The sequence below is a fragment of the Acinetobacter sp. GG23 genome (assembly GCF_057766365.1).
Genome location: NZ_JBYMDJ010000013.1, coordinates 1 through 20,700 on the forward strand (window position 1 = coordinate 1; position 20,700 = coordinate 20,700).

A 20,700-nucleotide genomic window follows, 5' to 3' on the forward strand; every position below is an offset into this window, starting at 1 on the left:
TAATTAGCCATTTTATCTAACTAAAGAGTGTCTACAAAATCGGTGGCTATTCAAAAGCTAGCTAATAATTTACTAAATTTTATAATCATCAATAGTATTTTTTTTGCACAATTGTCCTGTAAATGTAATCGTGTCTTGTTAGATAAAACTTACAGGAATATATTAACTCTACAGTAGGTCGTTAAAGACGCTACAAAGAGGTTGGACGGATCAATGACAGCTCGTTGAGTTTACAACCTTAGGTTGAAACAAGAAATCAGCACTAGCCTTCCAACATAAAAGCCCGCAGAAATGTGGGCTTTTTTTATTTTGATTTTCTTGGATTTGAAAAGCTCTCTACACTACTTTATGAACTCATCAGCAATACAGGTTTAATTAATATGTTTTTATTACTTAAAATAAATTCCAAATATCTATTTATAAAAAGTTACATTGCCAAAAAATCTAACATCTCTAGCGAATGTTGAGAGTAGAACATATGTTATAAAAAGATCCATTAAATAAAATAAGTAGAGAAATCTAATGACGCAAATGATTGAGGTGAAGGTAAAAGATCAGTTTAGTAAGATACATGAAGTGCAGGCATTACTTCGGGATCTTCCTGAAAATACTGAGTTGAATAGGCTTTCAATATTTCAAAGAATTGAACATATTATTATAGAGGGGGAAATTATACGGCCCAGTATTGAGCTGCTCTTTGAAAGTCGTAATTCGGATAGTATTTATCGGATTATTGAGTGACACACATATGCTTAATGATTGGGTGAATTTAAATCAAAGCATGATATACAAAGAACTCATCAACAGGGTGGGTTTTTAAATTAGCCCCATTTTATCTGCTTTATATTTATCTAAAGGTAATTCTTTTTGAGGAAATTAATAAAAAAAGCTCACCGAAGTGAGCCAAGGGCTAAAACTTATAACAAATCAATATCTACATCATATTTTTTAAATTCTTGAATAATGCTTTGAATGACCTTAATTCCAATTTCATCATTACAGCTAAACTTTTCATCCTTAGTTTTTGTGCTGTCATAACATTCAATCTGCTGGATCAACCAGCGACTCTCAATTTCTGTTTGCTCAATAATAATTCGAAGGGGCTGGAGGTTTTCACCCACTTGGCGGGGAAGGACACTGGTCATTGCAAGTTGGATATTGGCCAATTCATCTCTAGAATTTAAAAATGTCAGCACCCAATTGCCTACTTTTTTTAAATACCTGGGATTGTCAGCTGCATCAAATTCCAAATAACGTAGAGACGACATAATTGATTCCCCTAAAATACCTATTATATGAGGTTTTTGGAGAAGTGAGACTATTGAGCAAAAGTCGTAATTAAAAGAATTTTTCTGCTTGAAAAGAAAGGTCGATACTTAAGGAAGAGTAAACCTAATTGTTTTATAAAAATAAAATTTCATAACACTGGTCTGGTTAAGACATGAAATGAATTATGACACAGGAAAATACTCTTAATTTTTATACAGCATTCAGCTTTTGTAGAGAGTGGTTGATTTGCTGTAAATTTTGCCTCAATTCTGCTGGAGCAATACGGCTTTCTTGTAACTCTGTAATCCATTGCATCTGACACAGTTTTAAACTGCGTAAATCTTGGGTTTGTAAGATGCGATTAATTAGTTGTTTTGCCATTAAGCCGCAGTTTTGCTGGAGTAGATGAGCCATCAATTGTTTAACTTCTTCAAAATCTAGAGTATCGATAATAACTTCTATGATTTCATTCGGCGTTTCTATTGCCTGAGAATTGTCATTACTGGATGAAATAGAGGAAGCGCTAGACGTAATAATGGGTTCGGCAAACCTCTCTGCAAGTGTTGAGGTTGGAGTAGTGAGGTGGGTTTCAATTTCACTCACAAGTGTAGCGGAAGAAGGCGGCGTTTGAGCTTGCTCTGGGAGAGAACAAGTGATTAATCCCATATCTAGCAATTGTTCGAGCAATTCTAATGGCGCAATCCGATTTTTAAATTGCTCGTTAAGGAGGTTAAAATCTTCGGTGCCAATTAAAAGTAATAGTCTACGTTGGCGAGCATTCAAATCCATTGAACGCTGTTTTAAACTTGCAATGCCTAAGTCGGTTTTGTGATATTGAGACATACCTTAATTTACTCTCCAAAATAAATTAAGGCAGATTGTAGTCGGCAATAATGACAATAATATGTAAAAAATATTACAAATCAAAAGATTATAAGGTAGCGATTTTTGCGTTTTCGATTGCCTTACGTAAGTAAGGGTCTAGGTCTTCTTGACGAAGCAGCCACTGCATATAATCCGCAGGTAAATCAGTGATAGCAGTTCCACGATGTTTGCCAAAATTAATGCTACGTGGAATACGGGCATCTTCAGATGCTTTATAAAGTTCTTCAAGACTTTGAATTTTTAGATGATGAATTTCATGCATCAAAATATTTGCGGTCAAAATAATATCCATATCGGCACGATGTGCTTTTTTAATCATTTCGCGGGCTTTTGCGCTGCCTTTGGTAATCATATAAATGAGCGCAGAAATATTATGTGCTTCTGCATCTGGCCAAACTAAGCGTGCAAGTGCAAGCGTACAAATGGCCTTAATATGTTTGGAATCTACGCCACATTTTTCCAGAGCGCGAATATCGTAATCAATGTTATGCCCAATAATATAAATGGTATCGTTAGGAAGCGTGAAAGTCTTATAGTGAGGTTGATCGACTAATTCCGATTCCAAAATATGATGTACTGCCATTGCTGCATAAGAAATGGGTTCATCTACGCTATACAGTTGATCAAAAATTTGTGTTTTATCGAGAGTCAGTTTGCCTTCATCAATTTGAACAGGTGCATAGGCAATCTCAATCGGCTGTCCATTTAAAGTATGGGTTTCTGTATCGAGAATAATTGCTTGCATGACCTGATCCATAACTGTAGCGAAAGTTTAAATAAATTTAACACTTTCAAATGCGCAGACACAAACCGAAAACAGCGACTTTGAGTTATTCTTTCTTATTTCTTTCTAGAGATGATGTTTAAATAGTCTTGTTTTAATTCTTCAACCGAAATTAGACCTTTATATAGATACAAAGGCACTCCACTTCATGATTCATCAATTTAATAAGCTTGAGTATCATCACGGTATTCAAATATGCACATGGCATAGAGGCGCGATCTAAAAGAATAAAACATTGTTGCTTGATGGCGATGTCAGGATTGATAAAGAGTTGTTTGAGTAACTGTAAAAATTCACTTTGAGGTTAGCTTAATTTATTAATTTTAGGGGTTCAAATGCTCTTATTTTGATCATGGTTTTAGATAAAGCTCAAGAAAAATTTGTTCGTAATGAATCGAGAGAAATAACGATACTAACTTATTTAATAAATTTTATTTTTTAATAGTTGTTCAACTTAAATAGATAGAATTTAAGAAAAATAAGATGAATAAGTTTGTATTTTACCAAACCTAAATTGTTGTATATTTGTAATTAAGGTGAATACAAGATAATAAAAATCAACGACTTAGATTGGGTAAAAAATTATTCAATTTTATTGTGTTTATTTGATCTGAAATTACATTGTTTAAAATTAAGAATAAAGGTAATAATTCTTATCTTCATGATACTTAAATCATCACAACAAAAAATGTATAAGGAAATGCACATGAAAAAAACATTGCTAACAGTGTTAATGAGTAGTTCGGTCATATTTTTAACTGCATGTGGAAGTGGAGATGGGGATTCAGTCTTCAATGGTCCGAATAATGGAATTCCGGTCAATAATATTCAGAATCCTGTAGTTTCTACCCCCATAGCCTATGACAAAACAAATATGACTAGTGTAGCAGGGCAAAGCGTGGTCATGACTTATAAGATGTTGGGAGTTAATGGCAAGGAAGTTCAAGCGACTGCATTGGTAATCACACCGAAAACACCTGCACCTGCAAAAGGTTGGCCAATTGTGGTTTGGGCACATGGGACAACGGGTGTGGCAGATCAATGTGCACCTAGCCGAAATAAACTGGATGTAGATATTGAGGGTATGATTACTCAACTCTTAGATGCAGGTTATGTGGTGGTGGCACCTGATTATGAAGGCTTGGGTGAGCCAAGTGGTAATGAATTGCATCCTTTTTTAAATTTAAAAAGCGAGGCTTATTCTATTACTGACGCAGTGGTTGCTGCACGTAATTATTTGGGGGTAAAAGTATCTAATCAATGGATGGCGGTAGGACACTCACAAGGCGGACATGCAGCATTAGGAGCAGCTCAATATGCTGAGCGCGCAAATCTTGACTATAAAGGAACTGTTGTAGTCGCACCGGCCTCTAATTTAAAAACTATTTTTAATACAGGACAACAACTTGTAGCGAATTTACCAGCCAAAGATCAAGTCCCTACCTTGGCTTCTTTAAATACTTATGCCGCACTAATTACTGCAGGAATGCAAGGTCAATCTTCACCACCTACATATGCTCAAGTATTTGAACCCAATGCAGCAGCAATAGCCGCTCAAGCTGAAATAATCTGCTCAGAACCATTAGGACAGGATTTTGGTACTGAAATGGGCACTGCGGCAGTGACAACTAATTCATTGGCTGGTTATTTAACACAAAGTAATTTTATGCAAGTACCTGCAATTTCAACATTTTTAAATACGACTTCTCAGCCGTTATCTGTGAAAGTTACGACACCAGTGAAGATATATCAAGGTGGATCGGATAGGACTGTACCAGCAAATGCAACAGCTGACCTTATTACCAATGCGACGAAACTCGGAACTTCTAATATAGTTTTGGAATATGACTTAGCATGGAATCATACAACTGCATATACTGGAAATATTCCTAATATCGTGAATGATGTTAAAGAGATGATGCCAACATCTACTCCATAATTTGCATTGACATAAATAGCTCATGTTTTTAATTAAACATGAGCTATTTTTATTTAAAACTGAACAAAGTTCATTCTCGATATTTATAAACTTCATGCTACAATACGCGCCAATCTTAGCACGGCTTAAAAGCCCTAATTTATAGGACCTCGCTAATGTTTGCCAATATCTCGATTTCTGAATTCGACCCAGAATTAGCTAAAGCAATTGATGCTGAAGGTGAGCGCCAAGAAGCGCACATCGAGCTAATCGCTTCTGAAAACTATTGCTCTCCAGCAGTTATGGAAGCTCAAGGCTCAAAACTCACTAACAAATATGCGGAAGGCTACCCTGGTAAACGCTATTATGGCGGTTGCGAATATGTAGACATCATCGAACAATTGGCGATTGACCGTGCTAAAGAACTCTTTGGTGCTGACTATGCTAACGTTCAGCCACATGCCGGCTCACAAGCAAACTCTGCTGTTTACCTAGCGCTTCTTAACCCAGGCGACACAGTTTTGGGTATGAGCTTGGCTCACGGTGGTCACTTGACTCACGGTGCAAAAGTTAGCTTCTCTGGTAAAACATATAACGCGATTCAGTACGGCTTAAATGTTGAAACTGGCGAGATCGATTACGAAGAAGTTGAACGTTTAGCTGTAGAACACAAGCCACGCATGATCGTAGCTGGTTTCTCTGCCTATAGCCAAATTGTTGACTGGCAACGTTTCCGTGAAATTGCGGATAAAGTTGGTGCTTACCTGTTTGTAGACATGGCGCATGTTGCTGGTCTGGTTGCTGCGGGTGTCTACCCAAGCCCAGTACAAATTGCTGACGTAACAACAACGACTACACATAAAACACTTCGTGGCCCACGTTCAGGTTTAATCCTTGCGAAAGCAAATGAAGAAATTGAGAAAAAACTTCAATCTGCAGTATTCCCAGGCAACCAAGGTGGTCCATTGGTTCATGCTATTGCAGCTAAAGCAATCTGCTTTAAAGAAGCAATGACTCCTGAATACAAAGAATATCAAAAACAAGTTGTGGTAAATGCTCAAGCAATGGCTGAAGTATTAATCGCACGTGGTTATGATGTAGTATCTGGCGGTACTGAAAACCACTTATTCTTACTGTCATTGATCAAACAAGACGTGACTGGTAAAGAAGCGGATGCTTGGTTAGGTGCTGCTCACATTACTGTGAACAAAAATGCTGTACCAAATGACCCACGTTCTCCGTTCGTAACTTCTGGTATCCGTATTGGTACTCCAGCTGTAACAACACGTGGTTTCGGTGAAGCTGAAGTACGTGACCTAGCAGGTTGGATTGCTGATATTCTAGATGCCAAAGGCGACGAAGCGGTAATTGCTGCGGTTAAAGAAAAAGTTGCTGCTGTATGTGCTAAATTCCCTGTTTACGCAAAATAAGTTAAAGACTTGAGAAAGCCCCCCTCAAGGGGGCTTTTTTTATATATGATTAAAGGTCATATTCTTCAAATATCATATTTCTGCTATAACAGAATAATACTCCATAAAAGATATAACTCATTTTGCTATTGCTGTAATGACATCTTTCTTTCAAAGGAAACAGGTAAATGGCTAGACCAACAATTATTATTTCACAACAAGATCTTCAGCGTTTAGAAACCATGCTTGAGCATCAATCTAAACTGAGCCCAACGATGCAGCATCTTGAAGACGAAATTGCCCGTGCTGATGTAGTGGCTCCCCAAGATGTCCCTCAAAATGTAGTCACTATGAATGCGCGTGTGCGTATTATCATTGCACCCGCTAGTGAATCTACGGATATTACCCTGGTTTATCCACATGATTTCCGCGGTGAAAAAGGCCAAGTCAATATACTTGCACCGGTAGGCGCAGCAATTTTGGGACTGGCAGAAGGACAGGAAATTGAATGGCCACAGCCAGATGGTCATTTAATGAAAGTGAAGATTGAAAAAGTGTTGTATCAGCCAGAACGTGAAGGCGATTATCTATAATTGTTTTGAATAAATAGCCCCATATTTAGGGGCTTTTTTAATGGGTAAATTAAGCTTAATTTTTTTCTTACTTTACTGAAGACGCTGCTAAAAGGTCACTGTGTAAATCAGAAAACTTCAACACTTCAGCGCGTATTGTAGTGATCACTGTCAAAGCTTTGACAATGTTTAGGGCGTATTAAGGGCAGACTGTATTTCAACAACATAACCTTGCAATAAAAATTGAAATATAAGGAATAGCCATGAGTCAAACTCAAATAAATTCCTATGTCCAAATTACTAATATCAACCTATTCAAGTGAAACCGATTACCTGTCGCATTGGTACAGAAATTGAAGGAATCAAATTATCTTTCAAGTGCTAAGCTATTTCTTTAAAAATCATCAGCATTTAACCGATGATGAACAGGAAGAAGGCTTTACTGCATTAGTAGGCGCCTTTGAACCATTCAACAGTGCCGGTAAAAAATGGAACAGTCCATAAGCTTGAGCTGGATTCACGTGGTGGCAAAGCAGACACTTGGCATACCGACATCAGCATTATTGAGGATTATCCAAAAGCTTCCATTTAACGCAACAATAGATTTTATTTTCTCAACAAAAATTGGGTGATAGGTAGATGTTATTGTGTGGGTATATGCAGATCGGTTAGCTGCTTAGTGACGGTAAGTTTAAAGTCAGTGATTAGGTGAAAAGGTATGCGGTGTTTAATTGGGTACTATTTTTACAGCAAAAAACGCTAATTTGTGATTTTTATGCGGTCTATAAAAAGTCAAAGTTGCCGTGATGGCAGGTGTTCCGACCAACCTTAAATAAGCAACTGCAATATTTTATCCAACAACGCATTGTAGAGTGGAGTTATAGCCAAACTCGTATTATTGATATGCAGCGTTTAAAACAAATGAGCTAGTTATAGAAATATTACTAAACTTACTCAACACACTGAAATTTTCTAAAATAATTGAACGGGTTATAAAAAAATTAAGCCAATAAAAAAAGGCAAAGTAAAACTTTGCCTTTTTTGATCTGTACCGATCTTAGTGGTGGTGACCACCCGCGCCGTGTACATGACCGTGTTCTAATTCTTCAGCAGAAGCTTCACGAATTTCAACAATTTCAACTTCGAAAGTTAAGTCTTGACCAGCAAGCGGGAAGTTAGCATCCACAACGATTGTGTCGCCTTCAACTGCTTTAACAGTCACGATTTGCACGCCATCATCGGTTTGAGCTTGGAATTGCATACCTGGCTGGATGTTGTCCACGCCTTGGAACATTTGAGCAGGAACTTCTTGAACCATTTCTGGGTTATATTCGCCATAACCTTCAGCAGCAGGAACGTTTACAGTAAATTTATCACCAACAGTTTTGCCTTCTAAAGCATTTTCTAAACCTGGGATGATGTTACCTGCACCGTGCAAATATGCAAGTGGTTCACCTTGTGATTGGTCGAGAGTTTCGCCTTCTGCGTTAGTCAACGTGTAGTGGAAAGAAACCACGAGGTCATTTGCAATAGCAGTCATGTTATTGATCCATTCAATTTTTAAAGGGGACATCATAAAGTGAAAAGCAGATTTTGTAGATCCATAATTATCAAAAATCTGCATTTTCTACATTTTTAATGGCATTTTGTTAATAATAGGGGCGGTTTTTTAAATTTCAATGCAATTTTATCTTTGGACCTGTTTTTCTTGTGACAAAATCTTTGGCAGTCAAAATTCCCGCATGGGTATAACCATGAATCGCGGCTTGATGCAGTCGATATAAAGAAACATACATTGATTTCGCCAGAAAACCTTGCACATTGACTTGGCCGAGTAATTCTCCTACTGCTTTATTATGACTTAATGACACCAGTGAGCCTTTGTCGGAAAATTTAAACATAGGCTGTGGTTTGCCTTGAATACGAGCTTTCATGGCTCTGACCAAGAAACTAGCCTGTTGACTGGCTACTTGAGCACGTGGGCCAAGTACAGGTTCATCTGCAGCCGGTTGGCAATGAGCGCAGTCACCAAAAGCAAAAACATTCGGGTCAGATAAAGTTTGCAGCGTTGCATACACTTTTAGCCGGTGAATATTGTCTTTTTCAAAGTCTTCTAATTTTTCCAGAACAGCAGGGGCTTTAATCCCTGCCGCCCAGACTTTCAGGTCCGCGTCTATAGAGTTTCCATCGGCAAAGTAGACTTTCTCGTTATCTACTTTGGATACCTGATGCTGGGTTAAAACCGTAATACCGAATTGCTCTAATTGATGACTGGTATGCTGTGCGATGGTTTCAGAAAGCGCAGGTAATATCCGGTCGGCCGCTTCTATGACAGTAATATTGACATTTTTCGGATGAATTTTATTTAGCCCATATTTAAAGAAAGTCTGCTTGGCTTGATACAGTTCGGCTGCAAGTTCGATACCGGTTGCGCCTGCACCAATAATGGCAATATTTAAGGTACGGCTGATTTCATGGTTCTGTGCTTCTAAATATAAATGCAATAAATCTTGCTGAAATACATCTGCCTGTTTGCGGCTATCCAGAAAATGACAGTGCTGTTTCACGCCTTCGGTATTAAAGTCATTCGAAGTCGAACCCACGGCAATAATGAGGGTATCGTAATCCAGACGAATATTTTTTTGAGTTCGATCAAGTTTGGATCGCTGCGATGTTTCAAGAACGATTTGTTTGCTTTTCTGATCGATCTCGATAAAGCTCCCTAAGACAAACTCATAATAATGTTTGGCAGAATGGGCGAAATAATTGGTTTCTTCGGCGTGTGGATTGAGAGTGCCTGCCGCAATTTCATGTAATAGCGGTTTCCAGATATGGGTCAGTTTCTGATCGACCAAGGTGATTTTGGCTTTATTACTTTTACCTAAAGTATTGCCCAGTTGGGTGGCCAGCTCTAAACCGCCGGCACCACCACCCACAATGATAATTTTATGTAGATTGCTCATATTTAACCTATTTATTATTTTCAAGACAAAAAAAGAAGACGGCATCAATATGCCATCTTCAATTCATTGCTTTTGTTTAGATTGTTATACAGCTTACATAATTTAAAGAAATGTCACGCAATTAGCCTAGAGGATACGTTTTAACTTCCACTTCATCACTAGAGAAGAAAGTGAAAAGCTGTTTAAACCAAATGGCAATTTTCTGGAAGAAATTGGCTTCTTCAATTTGTACATTATCTTCAATCGCAATGGTGCGAATCAACTGGTTGTTTTGGTAAACCTGTACGGTTGCCAATTCCATCACTTTAGCTACTGGAGCGGTCAGGAGTTTTTCTTTGATTTCGACATTTAAGTGAGTTTTGGTTTCTTGTAATGGGTCGATCGCCTGAATTGTTCCATTACCTGTATTCAACATAATGCGCTGGTTCACGGTGTCATAGGCTTGCAGATCAATCGCATAAGGCTGGTCATATAAAGACGTGGTAATAATTTGCGGTTTGCTGGTTTCCAGTTTGAACATTTTTAAAGTGGACTTAATCACCGGTAATTCAGCAATCAGCTGCTTGTCTTTAATCGCCACTTCATTACGCGTATAGGTATAAGCCATGTTCAGCAGGGTATGGGCAATTTCAGCACGTTTTAAAGCATTTTTTGTACCCATAACCACCACAACCAGACGACGTTCAGGCAATTCAGGATTACCAGTAGGACGGTGTGCAGTAAGTGCCAGGTTATAACCTGCGGCTTTGGTAAAACCTGTTTTTAAGCCATCAACACTTGGGTCAAATTTGAGTACCAAGTTGGTTGCACGATGAAAACGCTGGTTATAACTGAAACTTGGCATAACCGAGTAATGCAGGTATTCAGGTGTCTCTGCTGTAAGTGCCTGACCCAACAGTGCCATATCGTATGCTGAGGAAAAATGATCCGGCATGGTTATACCGGGTGCATTGGCAAAATGCGTATCGTTCATCCCTAAAGCTTTTGCCTCAATATTCATGCGTTCAATAAAAGCTGGAACCGTACCTGAAATACGTTCAGCTAAAGTCACCGCAGCATCATTGGCTGACATCACCACCAAACCTGCAAGCAGCTGGTCTATTGAAATTTGCTCACCTTCTTTTAGATACATTTGTGACTCATCCCACTGCACCATTTTTACCACTGGTGTCGCTGTGATGATTTCATCCCTTTTTAGATGACCCGCTTGAATTTCTTTAAGTGCGATATAAGCCACCATCATTTTGGTCATGGAGGCGGGTGCACGTTGTTCATGGCTGTTGTGTTCAGCAATGATTTGTCCAGAATGGGTATCTAAAATAGCCCATGCCGGAGCTTCAACGCTTTCGGGGACAAGATTCAGTAATGCAGCATTGACTATCGTGGAGCACAATAAACAAAGAGACGAGAGGAGGTAGATAACAGCTTTCAATGATGTTCCTTTATTTGCCAATCCATTGACTTTAAAAATGCAAAAAACCTTGGGCATGCTATGCTTTTTTCTTAACATTGGCTAGTCAGAATTGTAGACAATTGCGACAGTTCAGCATTGTTTTACAAAAAAATGCTAAGCTAGCCCTAAGTTCAGTTTTTTATTTTGTATTGCCCATTATGTTGCATTATCAAATCGAATTTGACGATTATCGTCAGCATTTAATTCACGTAACTCTTCGTTTTTTAGCAGATCCTACTCAAGTATTATCACTGCCAACCTGGATTCCGGGAAGTTATCTGATTCGCGAGTTTTCCAAGCATCTTGAGTCAGTTAAAGCCTACGATGAAGATGGCCGAATTCTACAAATCCAGAAATTCGAAAAGAATAAATGGCGTTTATTTAATACCGATCATGAACTGATTACAGTTGAATATGATGTATATGCCTATGACCTGTCTGTACGTGGTGCATATGTCGATCAAACACGTTTATATGTGAATCCGGCTTGTGCATGCTTGGGACTGGAAGGTCAGGAAGATAAAGCCATTGAAGTTGAAGTATTCCTTCCGGAAGAACTGAAACACTTCCAATTGGCTACAGGATTGGAAAATAAGAGCTTGGTTAAAGGCCGTCATACCTTAAAAGCCAAAAACTATGCGCAGCTGATTGACTCGCCATTTGAACTGGCAGAGCAAACCCGTTTCAGCTTTGAAGCCAATGGTATTCCGCATGAGTTCGTGGTTTCAGGCAAACACAGCATGAATGCTGAACGTATGCAGCAAGATATTGAAAAAATCTGTAGCACGGAAATTTCAATGTTTGGTTCGGCGCCATTTGAAAATTATACCTTTATGACGATGGCAACAAATAGCTATGGCGGTTTAGAACACCCGAATAGCACTAGCCTGATTACACCACGTGATGACCTGCCAAAAATGGATGAGCCTGTTGAGCCTTCAAAAGATTATCAACGTTTCTTGGGTTTATGTAGTCATGAATATTTCCATTCTTGGCTGGTGAAATTTATTCGCCCAGAAAATTTTGTTAATTACGATTTGAATAGAGAGGGCTATACCTCACTGCTTTGGATCTTTGAAGGCTTTACTTCTTATTATGATGATCTGATTTTGCTGCGCAGTGGTGTCATCAATCAGGAATCGTATATTGCTTTATTAAAAGCACAGATAGATCGTTACTTGCAAAATCCAGGTCATGCGATTCAAACCGTGGCAGAATCTAGTTTTGATGCATGGGTAAAATTCTACCGTCAGGATGAAAACTCGAATAATGCAGGCACCAGCTATTACAACAAAGGTTGTCTGGTTGCACTGTGTCTGGATTTAGGCCTTCGACTGAAAGGTTCAAGCCTTGATGCACTCATGCGTAAGCTGTATGAAAATGCGCAGAAGGGCATTCAAGTAAATGAGCGTACCATCTTTGATTTGTGTCATGAGTTGACGGGTCATAGCTGGCTTGAGCAAATTAATCATTTGATCAATACCACAGACGAATTGCCACTGGATCAGTTGCTGCCCGAATTTGGTCTAAGCTTTGAATTGAAAAATGAAAAAGCTTTGCCATTCGGACTCAAAGTTGCAGACAAACCTGAAGGTGTGGTGATTCAACAGATTCGCCGTGATAGTGCAGCGGCTAAAGCCGGTCTTTCTGCTAATGATGTGATTGTTGCGATTGATGGTTTAAAAGCGTCTGAAAAACTTGTTGAGAAATATTCGAAACAAGAAGGCACTTTCGCTGTGTATGCATTCCGCCGTGATGAATTTATTCAGTTTGAAGTCGAAGGTGGTGCAATTGATTTGACCACGGTTCACTTGAAAGTGGAAGATCAAGCGAAAGCAGAGAAGTGGTTGAAGGCTTAATTTGCTAGTTTTATCAAAGTCATGTAAAACCGATGCTTAGGCATCGGTTTTTTATTAGAAAAAATGAATCAGAAAAGTTTAAATTGGGGAATTGGAATTACGGTCATTTGGTTGGTTGTGATTGTTGCATTTTGGATCTTTGGAGGGTTGGAATCACCAACATCGTTAAATGAATTGGGTGATTTTCTTGCAGGTACATTCGCACCTGTCGCTTTCTTTTGGTTGATTTTAGGGTATGTACAGCAAGGGAAGCAGTTAGAACAGAATTCTCGTGCAATAAAATTGCAGGCAGAGGCTTTAAATCTCCAAATTGATGAATTTAAGAAACTAGTTGCTATTCAGGACAAGCAAAATTTTGATAAAAAAATGAGTGTAAAACCTAAGTTTGTCTTTAAAGACGGAGGATGCATAAAAAAATATGAAGAAAATGAAGAGGAAGATATGTTTAATTTAAGCTTGCAGCTTTTAAATCAAGGTACTGGTGATGCATTTGATATTAAAGGTCATAATAAGCAGCAATATTCTTATAATCTGTTTGAGGTTTCTAAGTTAAAGTTGGATTCATCAGTCTTAGTTAATTTCTGCCTTTATATTTCTAGTTTTGATCAATATTTAGAGGGGTTAATATATCGAAAATTAATAGAAGTTGAGTTTAAGGATAAGTTTGGGAATCAGTTTACGGAAATCTTTACTTTATATATTGGTAGAAAAGAAAATGATATGGGAACATCTTTTGTGTCAGTTCAGGATGGTATAGATAATACTTATGATCTAGTTACTAGGAAAAATAAAGACTATTAACCTAAAATTATTTTTATATATTTTCTAATTTAAAGGAATGGGTTGATTAACCTTTGCTAATCTTCTGGGTAAATCAAATAATTATAAGGACTTAAAAGTAGCGGAATATGGTACTGCTCTAAATTACCGTCAATCAAAAAACTACAGATACTTTAGGAAAATACGTTATTTATCATTGGTCGCACCTTCATTCAACTTCCCTCATTTATCACCTTGCTGAGCTTCAAGGATAACACCCACATTTTGGATTCTTCCACAAGATCCTATTGAAAATTACCGCTCGAAAGCCTTTAAAGTTTAGTAAAACTTAAGTGAGGAGTGCATACCTCATTGCGACAATTTTTTTCGGCTGATCAGGAGCAAACTGCAACGTATTCCTTAATAGATAATTTATTTGCATGATACCCAACATGTTTTAATAAATTGGGTTGTAAAACAGTAAATCAATTAGTTTGGATTTTAATCAATATTGTGAGTTTTTTTGATTTAAATTATTGATAAATATATATTATATCTTATTCAAGCCTTGATTCATTACTCATGCAGTTAGGTGTGCAGATGTAGCTGTAGATAACGACTACAAGTACCTATATTCGAAAAGAGACGAAATTTCAAGTAGAATATAAGGATTGGTGAACAACACCGATGTATACGAATTTTCAGCCAGACAGCAAGATGAAAAGATATTGTTGTTTAGCTGAGGTGCAATGAGCACCGATACTTTCGATGTTTTATTTAAGCAAATCGGTTCGCAGGGTCGGGTCAAAAGCTCGATCCTCAAAACTCAATCCAACGCAAGGGGCTATATATGGCTGGTGGAAAGTCAACAATCATTTACACACTGACTGACGAGGCGCCATTGTTGGCGACTTATTCGCTACTGCCGATCATTGAGACCTTTACTAAGCCGGCCGGTGTCGAGATTGTCAAAAGTGACATCTCTGTAGCGGTTCGTGTGCTCGCAGAATTTGCAGACTGCCTAAACGAAGAGCAGAAAGTTCCCGATACCCTCACGGAGCTAGGTCGTCTTACTCAAGATCCAGACACTAACATTATTAAATTACCGAATATCAGTGCCTCTGTTGGCCAGCTAACAGCGTGCATCAAAGAGCTTCAATCTAAAGGCTACGCGATCCCTGATTATCCGGAAAATCCAACGACTGAAGAAGAAAAGTCAATCAAGGTTCGTTATGGCAAATGCTTAGGCTCTGCTGTAAACCCGGTATTACGTGAAGGTAACTCTGACCGTCGTGCGCCTGCTGCTGTAAAAAATTATGTGAAAAAACACCCGCATTCAATGAGCGAGTGGAAACAGTGGTCACAAACCCACGTTTCACACATGAGCGAAGGCGACTTCTATCACGGCGAAAAGTCAATGACCCTTGACCGCGCTCGTAACGTAAAAATGGAACTTATCACCAAGAGCGGTGAAACCATCGTTCTTAAGCCAAAAGTTGCGTTGAAAGATGGCGAAATCATTGACTCAATGTTCATGAGCAAAAAAGCGCTTTGTGACTTCTACGAGAAAGAACTTGAAGATTGTCGTGAAGCAGGCATTTTGTTCTCTTTACACGTTAAAGCAACCATGATGAAAGTTTCGCACCCGATCGTATTTGGTCACTGTGTGAAAATTTACTATAAAGAAGCGTTTGAGAAGCATGGCAAGTTATTTGACGAGCTAGGCATCAACATCAATAACGGTATGGCGGGTCTCTACGAGAAACTTGAAACTTTACCTGCATCTCAGCGTGAAGAAATCATCCGTGACTTGCATGCGTGTCAAGAACACCGTCCAGCACTTGCAATGGTTGATTCAGCAAAAGGCATCACTAACTTCCATTCACCAAACGACGTAATTGTAGATGCTTCTATGCCTGCAATGATCCGTGGTGGCGGTAAAATGTGGGGCGCTGACGGCAAACCTTATGACTGTAAAGCTGTAATGCCTGAATCGACTTTCGCACGTATCTACCAAGAAATGATCAATTTCTGTAAGTGGAATGGCAACTTCGATCCAAAAACAATGGGTACTGTACCTAACGTTGGTTTGATGGCGCAAAAAGCGGAAGAATACGGTTCACACGACAAAACTTTCGAAATTCCTGAAGCGGGTATTGCCAACATCACCGATCTTGAAACTGGTGAAGTGTTGATGACTCAAAACGTTGAGGAAGGCGATATCTGGCGTATGTGTCAGGTGAAAGACGCACCGATTCGTGACTGGGTGAAACTTGCGGTAAATCGTGCGCGTAACTCTGGCATGCCTGCGATCTTCTGGCTTGACCCGTACCGTCCACACGAAAATGAATTGATCAAGAAAGTTGAGAAATACTTGAAAGATCACGACACGACTGGTCTTGATATCCAAATCATGTCACAAGTACGTGCAATGCGTTATACGCTTGAACGTGTTGCTCGTGGCCTGGATACGATTTCTGTAACGGGTAACATCTTACGTGACTACCTGACTGACTTATTCCCGATCATGGAATTGGGTACGTCTGCGAAAATGCTTTCTATTGTGCCGTTAATGGCGGGTGGTGGCATGTACGAAACGGGTGCAGGCGGTTCTGCTCCTAAACACGTACAACAGTTGGTTGAAGAAAACCATTTACGTTGGGATTCACTCGGTGAGTTCATGGCGTTGGCTGTTTCTCTAGAAGAGATGGGCATCAAAGAAGACAATGCTGCTGCGAAGTTACTGGCTAAAACTTTAGACCAGGCGACTGGCAAATTGCTCGACAATGATAAATCACCTTCACGTCGTACTGGCGAGCTCGACAACCGTGGCAGTCACTTCTACCTAGCGAAATACTGGGCTGAAGAACTTGCTGCGCAAGACGAAAATGCTGAATTGAAAGCGAAGTTTGCTCCGCTTGCAAAAGCATTGGCTGAAAACGAAGACAAGATTATTGCTGAACTTGCTGAAGTTCAAGGCAAACCAGCAGACATCGGCGGTTACTACGCTGTTGATCAAGCGAAAGTAAATGCTGTGATGCGTCCAAGTGTAACGTTGAATACAGTGCTTGCAGCTGTTACAGCTTAATGAATGTAATGCAAAGCCGACTTTGTCGGCGATGCAAAAAAAGCCGGTGCATATGCACCGGCTTTTTTTGTTCGTAAGCTTACGATACAAACTTTCCCAAAAAAGGAACCTGTTTAAACTAAATCTTAACGACCATTACGTCCACGACCACGAGGGGTTTTGGTATTTGGGCGTGTCGTACCATTGGTTTTACGACGAGGTTTATCTGCATCGTCCATTTGCCAAATACGCGTTGTACCACCGCCAGCTTTTTTCTTGCCTTTAAATGGCGCTTCGCCTCTTTCTTCACGAGCTTTATCTTTAGCAACCGAAAAATGCTGTTTTTTGGTCGGGGTCTTTTTCGCAAAAGAACGACCTTCATACGGTTTATCCGCAGGAACATCTTTAAAGTCTGGGTAAAGTAAAGGCTCGATCTCAACTTGCTCACCTGGTTGCAAGCCAAGTTTTACAATGCTAATGCTACCAATTTGAGTGCGAATTAAACGTAAAGTAGGAAAACCAACTGCAGAGGTCATACGACGAACTTGACGATTGCGCCCTTCACAAATTTGAATTTCCACCCATGAAGTTGGAACACTGGCACGGAAACGTACAGGTGGTGTCCGTTCCCATAACCAGTCAGGCTCGTCAATTTTTTTTGCCTGAGCCGGCAGGGTGATGCCATCTTTAAGCTCAACGCCTTTACGAAGTTGCTCTAAGGCTTCTTCAGTGATGTCACCCTCGACCTGTACTACATAAGTTTTAAACTTTTTGTTGGCAGGGTTGGTAATGAACTGGTTCAAACCCCCATGATCCGTCAAGAACATTAAACCTTCTGAATCTAAATCAAGACGACCAGCAATACGCAGGTCAGGATCTTGAGTAAAATCAGCCATGGTTTGATGTTTCTCGTCGGCACGGAATTGGGAGAGAACGTCATAAGGTTTATTAAGAATAACTATTTTCACAGTAACCTACTAAAAAGATTAAATATATTTTGTTGTGGTTTTCGAGTTACCCGTTTAGTTACCCGTTTTGGGAGGTGGGGGTAAAAGGTGTTAAAGAAAAGCCCACTATGTGGGGGCTATCATATCAGATTCTGTTTTGTGTTCTTCAACTTTATTCTTGACCTATTATGAATACTAAGACCTATTTTTTTCTAAAAGTTGAATAGGATGTTTAATTTTGTAGAGTTCAGCAAGGCATGAACTATTTAGTCCGAATGTTGTAAACAATGTCGACTTATGAAACCTCCTTTAAAGTTTGTAACCTTAAGAGATAACCTCATTCCTCGGTCAAACTGTTTATGGGGGCTTCTGAAATCAATCATTCTGCGATAAATGACATTCAGGCACCCAAGAGCTGATTTTTTAATTTCGTATATGATGACTTACATATAGTACAAAAAATAATCAAAAGTGATTTGGAAAGCTACAAATTTGAATGATAGTTTAATATTCATATATTTATTTTAATAATTTGAGGTGAAGAATGAAAATGCTGGCCCTATTAAGTGCAGGTATAGCAGCGAGCTATTGCTATAAAACCGTGAAGACGAATAAGCAAAATTCGTTAAAACCTAATTTTGATGAAATTATTAAACAATCTCTACTTAAAGATTTCCTGGTCTAACGCAGGAAAATATTAATTTTGATAGATTTGATAAAATAAAGAGATTATTGAAATGATATCAGTGGAAATGAAATGATACGAGTAAAAACTCAGTTATAAAAATTTTATTAACCCTATTAAATTTTGGAAATTTAGATAAATTTCTAAAAAATATAACTTAACTATGATATTTGGAAATAGACCAGTTTTATAAAACCTACTTATTCAACAGGGTAACAGTAATATCTTGTTTTCACTCCAATAACTTAAAAACAAAAAATATAAAATTGTGAATTAAAGAGCCTATTTAAGTTGAGAGAGTTAGGTAGACTTTTTACTAACTTCTAAATTAAATAATATGCTTACCATGTACAGGTGGTAACAATGAACTTTCTGTATCTATGGATAATATATTAAGAGATTTTAGATCGCATAAGTATGATGCTGACTGGGGTTCAAAAGAAAAATGATTTAGTCATTTTAACTGAACCTGGCGATATCACGATCAGTAAAATTTACTTTACTTTAAAGATACCGGTTTTATATTCAATAAAAATTGATTGAAAAAGATTAAAGTTGTAATTAGGTGTTTTTAACTTATATAGAGTAGATAAATATAATTCATTAAAGAATAAGGAATGCAGAAATATTAAGAATGACGACTTTCATAAAAAATGACCAATTTGATAATCATCAAGACCGGAGCGTTGAGTTTTATTTCAGCGAAAAATGGGGTTATTTCCCGTCTAAATCTCCAAAATACTAAAATTCGATTAAAGTATTTATGCAATAAGATAAGAAAAGTTGAAAGTATTGCTGTCTGACAATTATTTTTAAAGTCATTTGCTACAAAGGGAGAACTTGTACAATGGGTTATCAGAAAATCATAGTTCCTGTGGATGGTAGCAAAATTATCGTAAATGCAGATTTATCACTGAATGTTCCAAATAATCCGATCATTCCTTTCATTGAAGGGGATGGAATTGGGGTAGATATTACACCAGCGATGAAAACTGTAGTAGATGCCGCAGTTCAAAAAGCCTACGCTGGCAAACGTTCGATCGAGTGGATGGAAGTTTACTGCGGCGAAAAAGCAGATAAAATCTATGGGACTTACATGCCGGAAGAAACGTTTGAAGCGCTTCGCGAGTTCGTTATTTCGATTAAAGGCCCATTAACCACTCCTGTGGGTGGTGGTATTCGTTCTCTCAATGTCGCTTTACGTCAAGAATTAGACCTTTACGTATGTGTACGTCCAGTTCGCTGGTTCGAAGGTGTTCCTTCTCCAGTGCATCATCCTGAACTGACTGACATGGTGATCTTCCGTGAAAACTCTGAAGATATCTATGCGGGAATTGAATGGAAAGCGGATTCACCAGAAGCCAAAAAAGTCATTAAATTTCTGAAAGAAGAAATGGGCGTGACTAAAATCCGTTTCGAAGATAACTGTGGTATTGGTATTAAGCCAGTCTCTAAAGAAGGGACTCAACGTCTGGTTCGTAAAGCCATTCAATTTGCAATCGACAATGACAAGCCTAGCGTGACTTTAGTTCACAAAGGCAACATCATGAAGTATACCGAAGGTGCATTTAAAGAATGGGGTTACGAAGTCGCGCTTGAGCGTTTTGGTGGTGAACTTCTTGACGGTGGTCCATGGGTCAAAATCAAGAATCCTAAAAATGGTAAAGACATCATCATTAAAGACGTCATTGCCGATGCGTTCTTGCAACAAATCCTGATGCGTCCCTCGGATTACTCCGTTATTGCCACGTTGAACTTAAACGGTGACTATATTTCTGATGCACTTGCAGCGGAAGTGGGTGGTATTGGGATTGCTCCTGGTGCAAACATCGGGGGTGCAATTCAAATGTATGAGGCGACTCACGGTACTGCACCTAAATATGCTGGCCAGGACAAAGTAAACCCGGGTTCAATCATTCTTTCTGCGGAAATGATGCTGCGTGACATGGGGTGGACTGAAGCTGCTGACTTGATCATTAAAGGGATTTCTGGTGCCATTGCCGCTAAAACTGTGACTTATGACTTTGAGCGTTTAATGCCTGACGCGACTTTATTACGTTGCTCTGAATTTGGTCAAGCCGTCATCAACAACATGGAATAAGTCACAGACTTGAACTTTGTATGGGAAAA

17 protein-coding genes are annotated in these 20,700 nt (G+C 38.8%); 10 read left to right on the forward strand and 7 right to left on the reverse strand.

Annotation, left to right across the window (positions count from 1 at the left end; translation table 11 throughout):
• Nucleotides 1–522: 522 nt before the first annotated feature.
• Nucleotides 523–741, forward strand: a complete 219-nt coding sequence (locus AC3CAU_RS16050) for a hypothetical protein (RefSeq protein ID WP_447054279.1) — start codon at nt 523–525, stop codon at nt 739–741.
• Between the two features lie 176 nt (nt 742–917).
• On the opposite strand, the gene AC3CAU_RS16055 is transcribed toward AC3CAU_RS16050, so the two are convergent.
• The 3 genes from AC3CAU_RS16055 to AC3CAU_RS16065 form a co-directional block, all read right to left on the reverse strand.
• Nucleotides 918–1,268: a hypothetical protein gene (locus tag AC3CAU_RS16055; RefSeq protein WP_447054280.1), complete on the reverse strand. Its 351-nt coding sequence runs from the start codon at nt 1,266–1,268 to the stop codon at nt 918–920.
• A gap of 211 nt (nt 1,269–1,479) precedes the next feature.
• Nucleotides 1,480–2,112 (reverse strand): hypothetical protein, encoded by a 633-nt coding sequence (locus AC3CAU_RS16060; RefSeq protein WP_447054281.1) that lies wholly within the window; start codon nt 2,110–2,112, stop codon nt 1,480–1,482.
• An 88-nt stretch (nt 2,113–2,200) separates the two neighbouring features.
• Entirely contained in the window at nt 2,201–2,899 is a 699-nt protein-coding gene (locus tag AC3CAU_RS16065) for an exonuclease domain-containing protein (protein WP_447054282.1), read from the reverse strand.
• A gap of 745 nt (nt 2,900–3,644) precedes the next feature.
• Between AC3CAU_RS16065 and AC3CAU_RS16070 the strand changes: the two genes are divergently transcribed.
• The 4 genes from AC3CAU_RS16070 (at nt 3,645) to AC3CAU_RS16085 (ending at nt 7,429) form a co-directional block, all read left to right on the forward strand.
• Nucleotides 3,645–4,877, forward strand: a complete 1,233-nt coding sequence (locus AC3CAU_RS16070) for an alpha/beta fold hydrolase (protein ID WP_447054283.1) — start codon at nt 3,645–3,647, stop codon at nt 4,875–4,877.
• Nucleotides 4,878–5,032: 155 nt separating this feature from the next.
• Entirely contained in the window at nt 5,033–6,286 is a 1,254-nt protein-coding gene (gene glyA / locus AC3CAU_RS16075) for a serine hydroxymethyltransferase (RefSeq protein WP_447054284.1), read from the forward strand.
• Nucleotides 6,287–6,453: 167 nt separating this feature from the next.
• The gene (gene rnk / locus AC3CAU_RS16080; RefSeq protein WP_131213493.1) at nt 6,454–6,858 is read left to right on the forward strand and encodes a nucleoside diphosphate kinase regulator; all 405 of its coding nucleotides are present in this window, start codon (nt 6,454–6,456) and stop codon (nt 6,856–6,858) included.
• A 439-nt stretch (nt 6,859–7,297) separates the two neighbouring features.
• The gene (locus AC3CAU_RS16085) at nt 7,298–7,429 is read left to right on the forward strand and encodes a hypothetical protein (protein ID WP_284066403.1); all 132 of its coding nucleotides are present in this window, start codon (nt 7,298–7,300) and stop codon (nt 7,427–7,429) included.
• Between the two features lie 465 nt (nt 7,430–7,894).
• Here the strand turns inward: AC3CAU_RS16085 and slyD are convergent, their stop codons facing one another.
• The 3 genes from slyD to AC3CAU_RS16100 all read right to left on the reverse strand — a co-directional run bounded on the left by slyD (nt 7,895) and on the right by AC3CAU_RS16100 (nt 11,232).
• Complete coding sequence (gene slyD / locus AC3CAU_RS16090; RefSeq protein ID WP_131213491.1) at nt 7,895–8,377, reverse strand: peptidylprolyl isomerase; 483 nt, start codon at nt 8,375–8,377, stop codon at nt 7,895–7,897.
• Nucleotides 8,378–8,513: 136 nt separating this feature from the next.
• Complete coding sequence (locus AC3CAU_RS16095; RefSeq protein WP_447054285.1) at nt 8,514–9,800, reverse strand: NAD(P)/FAD-dependent oxidoreductase; 1,287 nt, start codon at nt 9,798–9,800, stop codon at nt 8,514–8,516.
• A 121-nt stretch (nt 9,801–9,921) separates the two neighbouring features.
• Nucleotides 9,922–11,232 (reverse strand): D-alanyl-D-alanine carboxypeptidase PBP6B, encoded by a 1,311-nt coding sequence (locus tag AC3CAU_RS16100; protein ID WP_447054286.1) that lies wholly within the window; start codon nt 11,230–11,232, stop codon nt 9,922–9,924.
• 179 nt (nt 11,233–11,411) lie between these two features.
• Between AC3CAU_RS16100 and AC3CAU_RS16105 the strand changes: the two genes are divergently transcribed.
• The 3 genes from AC3CAU_RS16105 (at nt 11,412) to AC3CAU_RS16115 (ending at nt 16,959) form a co-directional block, all read left to right on the forward strand.
• The gene (locus AC3CAU_RS16105; RefSeq protein WP_424621509.1) at nt 11,412–13,112 is read left to right on the forward strand and encodes a M61 family metallopeptidase; all 1,701 of its coding nucleotides are present in this window, start codon (nt 11,412–11,414) and stop codon (nt 13,110–13,112) included.
• A gap of 63 nt (nt 13,113–13,175) precedes the next feature.
• A complete protein-coding gene (locus tag AC3CAU_RS16110) occupies nt 13,176–13,913 on the forward strand; it encodes a hypothetical protein (protein WP_447054287.1) in 738 nt (245 codons plus the stop codon).
• An 808-nt stretch (nt 13,914–14,721) separates the two neighbouring features.
• Nucleotides 14,722–16,959: an NADP-dependent isocitrate dehydrogenase gene (locus tag AC3CAU_RS16115; protein WP_424621505.1), complete on the forward strand. Its 2,238-nt coding sequence runs from the start codon at nt 14,722–14,724 to the stop codon at nt 16,957–16,959.
• Between the two features lie 125 nt (nt 16,960–17,084).
• Here the strand turns inward: AC3CAU_RS16115 and AC3CAU_RS16120 are convergent, their stop codons facing one another.
• Nucleotides 17,085–17,906 (reverse strand): rRNA large subunit pseudouridine synthase E, encoded by an 822-nt coding sequence (locus AC3CAU_RS16120; protein ID WP_447054288.1) that lies wholly within the window; start codon nt 17,904–17,906, stop codon nt 17,085–17,087.
• 523 nt (nt 17,907–18,429) lie between these two features.
• On the opposite strand from AC3CAU_RS16120, the gene AC3CAU_RS16125 reads away from it, so the two are divergent.
• On the forward strand, nt 18,430–18,570 hold the full coding sequence (locus tag AC3CAU_RS16125; RefSeq protein WP_447054289.1) for a hypothetical protein: 141 nt from the start codon (nt 18,430–18,432) through the stop codon (nt 18,568–18,570).
• Nucleotides 18,571–19,417: 847 nt separating this feature from the next.
• On the forward strand, nt 19,418–20,671 hold the full coding sequence (gene icd, locus AC3CAU_RS16130) for an NADP-dependent isocitrate dehydrogenase (RefSeq protein ID WP_447054290.1): 1,254 nt from the start codon (nt 19,418–19,420) through the stop codon (nt 20,669–20,671).
• Nucleotides 20,672–20,700 lie beyond the last annotated feature (29 nt).